At 65.4% G+C, this 9,702-nt stretch carries 10 protein-coding genes; 3 read left to right on the top strand and 7 right to left on the bottom strand.

Features of this window, described 5'->3' with window-relative positions; all coding sequences use genetic code 11:
- The 3 genes from AC1DN2_RS16510 to AC1DN2_RS16500 form a co-directional block, all read right to left on the bottom strand.
- Positions 1-434 (bottom strand): lyase family protein (locus AC1DN2_RS16510; RefSeq protein ID WP_476851195.1); only part of this gene is annotated, 434 nt, incomplete at its 3' end.
- 166 nt (positions 435-600) lie between these two features.
- A complete protein-coding gene (locus tag AC1DN2_RS16505; RefSeq protein ID WP_476851194.1) occupies positions 601-1,329 on the bottom strand; it encodes a FadR/GntR family transcriptional regulator in 729 nt (242 codons plus the stop codon).
- 882 nt (positions 1,330-2,211) lie between these two features.
- Positions 2,212-2,904 carry a DUF4386 family protein gene (locus AC1DN2_RS16500; protein WP_476851193.1) on the bottom strand — a complete coding sequence of 231 codons (693 nt, stop codon included), beginning with the start codon at positions 2,902-2,904 and terminating at the stop codon, positions 2,212-2,214.
- Between the two features lie 499 nt (positions 2,905-3,403).
- Here AC1DN2_RS16500 and AC1DN2_RS16495 point away from each other — a divergent pair, with 499 nt between their 5' ends.
- Genes AC1DN2_RS16495 through AC1DN2_RS16485 form a run of 3 tightly spaced genes read left to right on the top strand, consistent with a single transcriptional unit; the run spans position 3,404 to position 5,205 of the window.
- Positions 3,404-3,667: a hypothetical protein gene (locus AC1DN2_RS16495; protein ID WP_476851192.1), complete on the top strand. Its 264-nt coding sequence runs from the start codon at positions 3,404-3,406 to the stop codon at positions 3,665-3,667.
- 47 nt (positions 3,668-3,714) lie between these two features.
- Positions 3,715-4,440 (top strand): hypothetical protein, encoded by a 726-nt coding sequence (locus tag AC1DN2_RS16490; protein WP_476851191.1) that lies wholly within the window; start codon positions 3,715-3,717, stop codon positions 4,438-4,440.
- 57 nt (positions 4,441-4,497) lie between these two features.
- Complete coding sequence (locus AC1DN2_RS16485) at positions 4,498-5,205, top strand: hypothetical protein (RefSeq protein ID WP_476851190.1); 708 nt, start codon at positions 4,498-4,500, stop codon at positions 5,203-5,205.
- Positions 5,206-5,758: 553 nt separating this feature from the next.
- Here AC1DN2_RS16485 and AC1DN2_RS16480 read toward each other — a convergent pair.
- The 4 genes from AC1DN2_RS16480 to AC1DN2_RS16465 form a co-directional block, all read right to left on the bottom strand.
- Positions 5,759-6,985, bottom strand: a complete 1,227-nt coding sequence (locus AC1DN2_RS16480) for an MFS transporter (RefSeq protein WP_230010386.1) — start codon at positions 6,983-6,985, stop codon at positions 5,759-5,761.
- Positions 6,963-7,859, bottom strand: coding sequence for a dihydrodipicolinate synthase family protein (locus AC1DN2_RS16475; protein WP_476851189.1), 897 nt, complete (start codon positions 7,857-7,859; stop codon positions 6,963-6,965). Before AC1DN2_RS16475 ends, AC1DN2_RS16480 begins: the two co-directional genes overlap by 23 nt.
- A 137-nt stretch (positions 7,860-7,996) precedes the next feature.
- A complete protein-coding gene (locus tag AC1DN2_RS16470) occupies positions 7,997-8,914 on the bottom strand; it encodes an EamA family transporter (protein ID WP_476851188.1) in 918 nt (305 codons plus the stop codon).
- A 60-nt stretch (positions 8,915-8,974) separates the two neighbouring features.
- Entirely contained in the window at positions 8,975-9,700 is a 726-nt protein-coding gene (locus tag AC1DN2_RS16465; RefSeq protein ID WP_476851187.1) for a B3/B4 domain-containing protein, read from the bottom strand.
- Between the last annotated feature and the right edge of the window lie 2 nt (positions 9,701-9,702).

Genomic DNA, 9,702 nt, shown 5'->3' with positions numbered 1-9,702 from the left:
CTGAGGTTGACGTGGTCGTTGGGGTGCAGCCGGGCGTAGTCGCCCTTCGGGTGCCCGAGGATTTCCAGGGCCCGGTTGGCGATGACCTCGTTGGCGTTCATGTTCGAGGAGGTCCCGGCGCCGCCCTGGATGACGTCGACGACGAATTGCTCGCTGAGTTTGCCGTTCATGACCTCGGTGCAGGCTTGCCCGATGGCGGCGGCACGCCCGGCGTCGAGCAGTCCGAGCTCGTGGTTGGTGCGGGCGGCGGCGAGTTTCACGGCGGCCAGGCCGCGGACCAGGTGCATGTTGGAGGACACTGGCTGGCCGGTGATGGGGAAGTTCTCCACGGCCCGGAGGGTGTGGACGCCCCAGTAGGCGCCGACGGGAACATCCCGGTCACCCAGGAGGTCGTGTTCGGAGCGGGTGTCCGGGGCGGTATGGACATTGGTCATTGGGTCCTCACAGGGCTTCGTTGACGGGTTTGGACGGAAAAATCCGGGGCAGGCCTGAGTGACGCCGCTGCCAGCACGGTGGGCATGGTTGTTCCAGGGCAAAGAGACCGCGCGGGGCCTGCGGCGACTGCAGCAGGGGAGGTGGGTGAAATCCGAGGTTTAGGATCTAGCGCGTATGGCCGGACCTGGAGTTTCCGCTTCCGGGGACGATGGTGCCCAGGGCGCATTCAACCCCGTGCAAATGCATCCTCATGGCCTGGGATGCTTCGTCGGCTGATCCACTCTCGATGGCAGCGAAAATGCGGGCGTGCTCCTGACCCGATTCTTTGCGCCGGTCCGCCACGAGGTTAAGCGTGTTCGATTGGTTGGCCATGGCGTCACAGATGTCGGACAGGAATGATTCGAACACGCCATTGCCGCTGCACCGGGCGATGGTCACGTGGAACTCGGTGTTCAAAAGCACCCACTGCTGGAGATCGTCCTCCTCGGACATTTCCCGGAGGATTTCCCGAAGGGCCTCCAGGTCTTCGTTGCTGCGGCGTTGGGCGGCGAGGCCCGCGGCCGGCACTTCCACGTGGGGGCGGGCTTCCACGAGGGCGCTGGCCGAATATTTGCCGAGTTTGAGGTCCTGGGCCACCTTGTCAGCGATGACGAAGGTGCCTTTACCCGTGTGGGTGGCCGTGAGTCCCAACGCGGTGCAGGAACGCAGCGCCTCCCTGACCATCGTGCGGCTCACGCCGTACTGTTTGGCCAGCGATGCCTCTGAGTCCAGGCGGGTGCCGACAGGGATCTTGCCGCCTTCGATTGCGCTGCGGAGGGATGCGAAGACCGCTTCGGCCGCGCCGACGCGTACCACTCGATCTTGTGCAGCTGTCCAGCTGTCCAACAGGTCCATATGAAGACTATGGCACCTGTCACGCAGACCGTCAAGGAAGTTCCGAATATATCGTGACGGTGGCGGCCTCTCTCGCCACGTGTGGCCGATGGGGGAGCGGCGTTTTTAGCCCGAGTAGGTGCGGTTGCTGGTGGTCGTTGGCGAAATGTGTCGGGTGCGGCTGGTGACTGCGATGCTTTGAGCTGGCCATTTTGGGGTGTGTACAAAGTACACACATTGGGCTTCGGACCGGGCCGTACCGGTGTCGGATTGGACCGAATTCCGCATGTTTCCGCGGGAGTCCAGTGTTTGCGGGGGAGGGAATGCAGTTCGAGTCCCACCTCGGGCACGTGTTTTCCCTGTTCAGGGGCTTGTAGCCGCTGAATGTGTCCAAATCTCCTTTTATGGGCCCCGGCGGGGGCCCATTTTTGTTGGTGTCTGGCGCGGTCTGGCGGCTCCTTCTCTTGGCTTGGACAGCGGTGTTGCTGCGTACTTCTTCATGGGCGGGAGCGCTTGGACCTGCATGACTTGCTGAGTCTTGGGGATCAAATCTTCGTCGTTATCCGCCGTGGCCGCGGGAAAGGCGTGAGCGCCCGTGCTGGGTTGCTGAACGTTAGCGGGTGGGCATCTTCGGGGCCCGAGTCGGACCTCACCGGTGAGGTCGGCGCGGCTGAAGGCAGGTCAGCCGATCCGCTGGGCCAGGGGCACGATAATCCTCCGGACCGCGCACATGGGTGATACGCCAACGGTGATACCGACATAATCGCAACGTCGTAGATGTGGCATGAGGCGTTCTCCGGTATTCATCGTCTCGATCCATCCGAACGGATGGAGCCGACGCGAGTTCTCAACACAATCACTTGGACCGCTGGGGCAAGTCCGACCTCCACGAACCTTAAGCCGTCAGCGCGTGCCGGCCGCATGGACGGCCGCGGCTGGCTGGCCCTGCCATGACTGGCTCCACGCCATCCAGCCACCCGATGCAGCCATGAGCAAGGCACCGGCCGGTTGTGTCGGAAGGCTGCTGCCCGTGGTCGCCTGCCCCAGCACGACGCCGAGGAGGTAGAACAGTACGGCGCCGGCAATCCATAGCGCCCCGGCCCAACGGGGGAGCGTCCGGGACTGCCAGACCGCGACTCCAAGCAAGACGTTGCCAACGAACGCGAGCAGCAGCCCGAGCAGGAACGAGACCGTCATGGCGGATGGAAACTCCAGAAGCATGACGTCCCGGTTCCCTTCCAGATACGCCTTCCCGATCGCGGGAGTGGCGAAAGTGGAGAGGACAGCGGGGACCATTAGCAAGGCAGTTCCTGCGACGGTGATGACTGTTGCTGCCAGTGCCAGGCGGCCGACGCGGCTGTTGGCCAGGCAGCAGCCCAGCGCGAACACCCCGAAGATGGCGAGGATGGTGCCTCCGTAGCTGCCGAGCAAGTGGCTGGATTGATACGAGCCCGAGCTGACGAACCGTGCCCAGGCGTCTGGATCCTTTTGCTGGTCCGGCTGAGGCTCAAGCGTGGCCCAGGCGGTGATCAGACCGTAAAGGGGCAGTGTCCACAACCCCGCCCGGATCCAGTGGGTGATGTTCTGTGCGTTCATGGACCGCCTCCTTCCCCGACCACGTGCCCGCCGCCTGCCCGGAAACAGGGCGACGCCTGCCCCAGCGTAGTTCCAGAACGCATCCCGGGCTAGGGTGCGCGTTGACTCACGGGAAAGGTCCGCGGTACTGCAAAGCTGCGGTGCATCCCGGTCTGGGCGCGCGCTGAGCCGAGAGCAGATGGCCGACTGGCGGGCAATCTACCCACTCCTTCGAATCGGGCAGCGAATCGTGCCTGCACGGTATCTGCGCGCGCTCCGCTGACCGTAGGCTCCATCCCCCGGGGGACAGAATGAGGCACACTTCCCGACCAACTTTCTGGGTTCCCCGCTCCCTCTCAAACTCGATTCGGGCTCGGGAGCGCCCGTTCCATTTCGAGAACCATTCGACGGAATCGCAGGTAAAGGCGGCGTCGAGGCATTGCCCCGGTCAATGGACCCTAGCGACCCGGACCGGGTCCGGCTAGCATCCGGTTGTTACTCCCTTAAACAGAAGGGTCGCATGTCCGAGGAACCAGTAAAGAACCTCGTGCTCGTGCACGGCGGCTTCGTCGACGGATCAGGCTGGCAAGGTGTCTACGACCTGCTGATCGCGGACGGCTACAGAGCCAAAATCGTCCAGAACCCGACCGTGTCCCTTGCCCGCCACGTCTCCGCGCCCAGGATGAGGATCGGCGGCTGGCGGTCCCACCTGAGAGACACTCGCAGGCGCCGACTGGTCCGATCACCCAGAGCTGACCGCTTCACGCAGGTCCCCACCTCGTGACCGGACCCCATTCCCCCAAACAGGTTCCGTTCAAGCAAGGACAGATCATGCCTGACACATATGTAATCGAGGAGTCGGACTACCCGGTCGTCTTCTCTGACAGCCCTGACTCTCCGGCCGCTGAATTTCTGGTCGAAGAAAGACCGCGCTCAATCAGGGACCTCTACCGCCTCGGAATCATCCACCCCGCCATCCCGGAGGAAGATCTGAACGACATCCAACGCAGTCTCGAGCATGCCTCTGTGCCTGATGTGGTTTTCTCTGAGGGTAACCACGGTGTTGTGTCGTCCCGAGAGATCGAGGGCACTGCAACCATTCCACAGGAAGTTGTGATGGTGCGTGACGCGGTCAGTCGCGCAACGGCGATGCTTATCGCTCGTGGCCATTCTCCTGCCCTGGCGAAGCTGACCGCTGAGAAAGGTGCGCGTTTCATTTCACCGGTCCGCGACGCATTTCCGGTGTGGAAGGAGGTCCGGCTTCTGGACCGCGACCTCGAAGTGCGAGGCCTGCTGTTCCTCAAACGATCGATCAACGCGCTGACGGCCGGGAACGTGAAGTTCCACCAGTACGGCTGGATCGTACCGGAGAGCAGCCACTTCCTGCTCACCTGCAACGAGATGGTCGGTGCCCCGCCTACACCATTGGAGATTCCCCTGGTGGTGGAGGAAATGACCAAGCCCGGCCCGCATCCGCCCATAGAGGGCTATACAGATCGTCTTGCCATCTCCGAGATCCTCGCTCGAGTGGAGGCTGTCACGGCCGGCTGGCGCTGAACTTAACAGCAGCAAACCCATCAGAGACTTACCCTCACCAGAACAGGAGATCCTAAAATGGGCGGCATCGACAAGCGGGGAACGGATGGCGGCGATGGCGCGGCTGGCGCTGCCGGAGGAGACGGACCGCAGGGACAAGGGGGATTCGGAGCGGTGTGCAGTGGCTGGTTCTTCGTCACCGACACTGGTGCCACGCGCGGCGGACGTGGCGGCGATGGCGGCATCGGCGGCCCCGGCGCGGATGGCTTGCCAGGCGGCAAGGGCGGCACCGTTGAACTACACGTGAGCGTCCTCGGCAGCGACGTATCTGTCGACGCTTCAGGCGGCAACGGAGGGAAAGGTGGAAACGGAGGAAAAGGTGGCGCCGGCGGCAAGGGCGGAAAGGGCGGCGACGGAAACGACTGCGAGCCCGGCGCTTACGGCGGCGCAGGAGGGAATGGAGCCCAGGGCGGGGTTGGAGGTCGGGGCGGCGACGCGGGCGCAGCCGGAGACATCCTTGTCTTTTACATTTCCGACCAAAGCGGTGGCCAGAGCGTGTTCAAGGCGAAGTCAGGAGACCCCGGCAAAGGAGGAGACCCGGGCCCGGGAGGTGCCGCGGGGGTCACCGGCGACAGCGGCGCCCGAGGCGACTTCAGCCACGCCAGCACTGACCCTGGCCAGCCATCCACACCGGGCCTCGCGGGGCCCAGCGGCGCTCCCGGTCAAATGGGCGCGGCGCGCGACGACAAAGACAAGGTCAAATTCCAGCAGGTGACAGTGATTTAGTGTCGAACATCCCGCCCCAACACGGCTCGCGCAACCCTGCTCCCAGATAGTCCAGGGATTTGAAGTGGCTCGGGGCAATGCGGTGGCCACCAACCCGAGGAAGGGGTGCCGTTCCGCTGTCCGAGGTCGTCTAGATAGTCGAGCATGCGCCTGCCAGGTCGCCGGGTCCTACGGATTCTTCCGCGGGCGAGCCGCGTCAACGTCAGGGCTGCCCGGTCCGGGCTGTCGTCGACCAGTCCCATGGACCAACGCTACCCACCCCGCCAAGGCCTACTTACCTTTCAACTGTGGCCGCAGGGCGTATGCCGGTGGATTTCTGCCCATCATAAAGGCCATGGCGTCGGTGACCCAGGCAGATCTGAGCGACAGTTGCTTCCGCGGCGGCCGAGAAGGGGCCGAAGTGGCCCTCGACGGCCCCGGGGGATTCCTCTTTGATGACGTCGGCGTTGATCCCTGCGCCGGGAATGACACCCTCGGCCGGCCCGGTGCTCCGCGACGGGGCCATCAGGTTGGAGACATTGCTCGCCGCATACACGCCGCGGATTCAGGCGGGCTAGTGTTTGGACAAGCGTGGACGGGAGCGCTCGATGATGCTGGTGGTCGCAGCAATTGCTGTGAGGGCTGTCGCCAGCAGAAGTGGTGCCCAAACCGTCTGTGCGATAGTTGCACCCGCGACGGCTGTTCCGGCGGATCCTGCTGCGATCTTGAGTGCGCCTACCCAGATGAAGATTTGGCCGCGGGCCTCGATGGGTGCGTATTCGCTTCGCGCGGCGAGGGTTGCCGCGAAGAACATTGCGTTGGCGATCCCTGCCAGGCCGAAGGCAATGAGGGATGTGGGGAGTGTCGGAGTAAGCATCACGAGTATCAGCGTTGCCGCGACGAGTGCGGAGAGGGAGCTCATGAGAGGGTCTGCGTCGCGGCGAAGCGGTCGGAGCATGAGCCCTGCTGATCCGAGGAGATTCCCTATCCCGTAGGCTGCGACCAGTGTTCCGGCGGCCGCGGCGCCGCCGAACGCGGGAGCTGTGGCAACGGCGTAGATCGGTAGCGCGGCGACAGAGAATGCGACGGTCACGGTGAGTCCGAGTGTGCGGCGCAGCGGACCACGTTCCCATATGAGGCTCAGTGTTCGTCCGGGTGATGGCACCCCAACGGCCTTGTTGGGCGGCTCTTGCTTGGGGAGTGCGAGGACGGCTCCAGCACCAACGACGGCGGCTCCGGCCAGAACCAATGTCGCGGTGAGTGCGTCGGATGCTGCCGCGATCCATGCCACTGCTGCCGGGCCGAGGGTGCCGCTGAGTCCGTAGCTTGCGACGTCCCAGCTTTGTGCTCTGCGTTGGCTGCGCTGCCCGGGGCCGGCGATGGAGGGCAGGCGGCTGCTGATCCCGCCGGTGAGCATCGGCCCGAAGATGCCGGAGACGAAGAGCAGCAAGGCTGGCCAGATCGGCCAGGCGACGGGCAGGAGCAGTGCAGCAGCACCGAGCAGCACCCCGTGGAGGACTGCGGAGCACGCGATGACCTTGCGTCCGTCACGGGCTGTATCGAGGCGTCGGGCGATGAAGGGGCCGAGCACGTGGGGTGCGGTGATTGATGCTCCCAGGATGCCGGCCAGCCAGCCCGGCATCCCGCAGGCGTGCGCGAGCAGCACGATGGCGACCACTGCGCCGCCGTCTGCGCTTCGCACAAGCGTCGCGGCGAAGACGTAGCGCGCCAGCGCCCCGCCCCGGCGGTACTTCCCGCGTGAAACGCCGAGGCCGGCGCTACGGGTTAAGCCCGAGCTCATCGACAATCCTGCCAACATGGGCACGCTGCTCCGCGGTCAATCCCTGGAGGGGAAGCGGCAGGCACGATGGTGATGCCAGTCCCAGCTGTTCCGCTATGGCCGCAACGACCCGGATACTCCCGCCAAACTCGGCGAACGACTCCCACAACGGTGCGAGCCGTTCGGACTCAGCGGTCGCGTCTGAGACCCGCCCTTCCAGAGCGGCCCGGGTGATCCGCAGCGCCAGGGCGGGCAAGGTGCCGCCGATGACGGAGTACCAGGCATCGCACCCGGCGGCCAGTCCGGCGGCGGCCTTTGCGTCACCGGAAACTCCGATGGTCACGTGCGCCGGGACGGCGGCTCGGATTTCCTGAACCCGCGCCTGTGCCTGCTCCGGATCGGCCGGCACACCGGGGATTTTGATGGAGGCGATTCCGGGCAGTTCCGCGATGCGTCCGTAAAGCTCGGTCGTGAAGGTGAAATGGGTGGTGCCCGGGTTGTCATAGACGATCACGGGCAGCGACGAGTTCGCGGTGACGGTCCGGAAGAGTTCGAACACGTCATCTTCGGTGAGGGGCTGATAGGTCATGGGCGCAAGCAGGAGTGCGGAAGCCCCCGCCTGCTCTGCCATTTCAGCGTTCGCGAGGACGTGTGAGGTCCGCAAGGCCCCAACACCAATGAACACCGGTGTCGCGCCGGCGTGCTCGACGGCAAGACGAGCCACACGGCTCCGTTCCTCGCCGCTCAGATACGCGTAGGAGCCCGTGGATCCGAGCGCGGTAATGGAGCCAACCTTCGCCTCCGAGAGCCGTTCGATCAGGCGAACGAAGGCAGACTCGTCAACAGCATCATCTGCCAGAGGGGTCAGGGGGAAGGCACTCAAGCCGGTGAACATGGTTATAACTCCTTAGGTCTGAATAACAGGGAAGCAAAGTCTGAGGCACTCCCTGGGGGACTTAGCTGCGGGCCCTGTCAGCAGGGAATTCCCGCGTAGCGACAGTCTGGCGGACCCCCTATTTGGAGGACTGTCGCTTACTTTGGCCCTTGGCCGATGAGGTCGGGGGCGATGCGGGCGCCGGCGTGTTCGCGGGAGCGCGGTCGCCGTCGGCCACCGCGTTGCGCGGCGGCCCCTGCAAGGACGACGAGCGTGATGCCACCGAATTGGGTGAGTGAGGGCTGCTGGTGCAGCACGAGCAGCCCGAGGAGCACCCCGATGGCGGGTTCGAGGGCCATCAGGGTACCGAACGCCGTGGGCGTCATCCGGCGCAGGGCGAGCATCTCGAGCGCCATTGGCAGCACCGGCATCAGGACGGCCAGTCCGAAAGCGACGGAGAGGACACCGAGGTTGAGATGTCCGGCGGACTGCGGGATGCCGACGACCGCTGCCGTGGCAGCTGCGACGGGAACGGTGAGTGAAAGCGCACCGATGCCCGTGAAGCGGTCGCCGATCCGTTGGGTGAGCACAATGTAGACGGCCCACCCGACGGCCGCGAGCCCTGCCAACCCGATACCGGCGAGGTTGATCTCACCAGCCCAAGGTTCGGTCAGAAGGACGACGCCCAGCAGCGCCAGGGCTGGCCAGATAAGCGAGCGTGCGCTGTGGCTGCGCACCCCGGCGACAGTCAGCGGACCGAGGAACTCGATCGCGACGGCGGTGCCGAGCGGGATGCGTTCGATGGAGGCGAGAAACGCGATGGTCATCAGTCCGGTGGCGACACCCAGCCCGAGTAGCACGGGGACGTCGGGGCGGCGCAGCGCGCGCAATGGGGGTCGGGCAACGGCCAAGAAGACGAGCGCCCCCACACTGAGTCTGAGCCAGGCAGTTCCGGCCGGCCCCACCGCCGCGATCAGATCCACTGACAGTGCCGAACTCAGCTGGACTGAGAGCATGGCCGCCACGGCCAGCCCCCACGGCGGAACGGGGACATTCTTGGGGACGCGCTGGCTCACGGCTGACCCCTTCGGGCCTGCCGGTCAACGATCGCGCGTATCCGGGAGTGGACGAGCATGTCAGTCTCCTTCGTTGGCTGGCGTGCCCGCGGCTATCAGGCGGCGGGCAACGCCGACGTCGGGACCCAGGAGGGTCAGCCGGGCGATCAGGTCCTCGGCTGCGGCGTGGAGCGCCTCATCGGTCATGGGTTCGAGCGCGTCGAGGATGAACAGCGCGGAGGTGGTCTCCTCGCCGAGCTGGGTGCGGCGTGCCTGGCGCCAGTTCCAGCGCCGGCAGGTCACGCCGGCGTCATCGCGCCACACCACCTCGCCGGATTCCGGGTGCTCGATCACCGTGGCGCCGTCGGCGGCGGTATCAAAGGCTTCCTTGCCGGTGGCTCGAACCAGCCGCGGCGCACCGCTGTAGCGGGTCAGATCCTCCCCACCCAGCGGGACCTGGTGGAGCACTGAAACGGCGTTATAGAGGTCGGTGAGACGGTTCACCCGGGGCAACCCGGACACCGCCCGGCGCAGGAGCGCCTCCAGGCTGTTGCGAGTGCGGTTCGGTTTGGCGCCGAAGCCCTGATAAGCCTCACGCCACGCAGCCACGTGTGGGAGCTGCTCAACCGGCCGGCCGTTGAGCAGCTCCCGGGCTGCGGACTCCGCCGCCTGGAGCATCTCCTCTCCGGCCTGGTCACTCGGGCCAGGGACGAGTCCGTCAACGGCCAGCAGCAAAGCCCGGTAGTCGGGCCGCAGCGCGAACACGGCGGCGTCAACATGGCCGCCGTCGAGAAATTCCTGAAGCATGC

The organism is Arthrobacter sp. 01L42, assembly GCF_056400005.1.
The sequence above is the reverse complement of the archived record's forward strand: the minus strand, read 5'-3'. Positions and strand labels throughout refer to the sequence as shown.

Bases quoted from the DNA above. Each gene is read 5' to 3' on its own strand.
- AC1DN2_RS16505 (WP_476851194.1), bottom strand. From the start codon at position 1,329: ATGGACCTGTTGGACAGCTGGACAGCTGCACAAGATCGAGTGGTACGC.
- AC1DN2_RS16500 (WP_476851193.1), bottom strand. From the start codon at position 2,904: ATGAACGCACAGAACATCACCCACTGGATCCGGGCGGGGTTGTGGACA.
- AC1DN2_RS16495 (WP_476851192.1), top strand. From the start codon at position 3,404: ATGTCCGAGGAACCAGTAAAGAACCTCGTGCTCGTGCACGGCGGCTTC.
- AC1DN2_RS16490 (WP_476851191.1), top strand. From the start codon at position 3,715: ATGCCTGACACATATGTAATCGAGGAGTCGGACTACCCGGTCGTCTTC.
- AC1DN2_RS16485 (WP_476851190.1), top strand. From the start codon at position 4,498: ATGGGCGGCATCGACAAGCGGGGAACGGATGGCGGCGATGGCGCGGCT.
- AC1DN2_RS16480 (WP_230010386.1), bottom strand. From the start codon at position 6,985: ATGAGCTCGGGCTTAACCCGTAGCGCCGGCCTCGGCGTTTCACGCGGG.
- AC1DN2_RS16475 (WP_476851189.1), bottom strand. From the start codon at position 7,859: ATGTTCACCGGCTTGAGTGCCTTCCCCCTGACCCCTCTGGCAGATGAT.
- AC1DN2_RS16465 (WP_476851187.1), bottom strand. From the start codon at position 9,700: ATGCTTCAGGAATTTCTCGACGGCGGCCATGTTGACGCCGCCGTGTTC.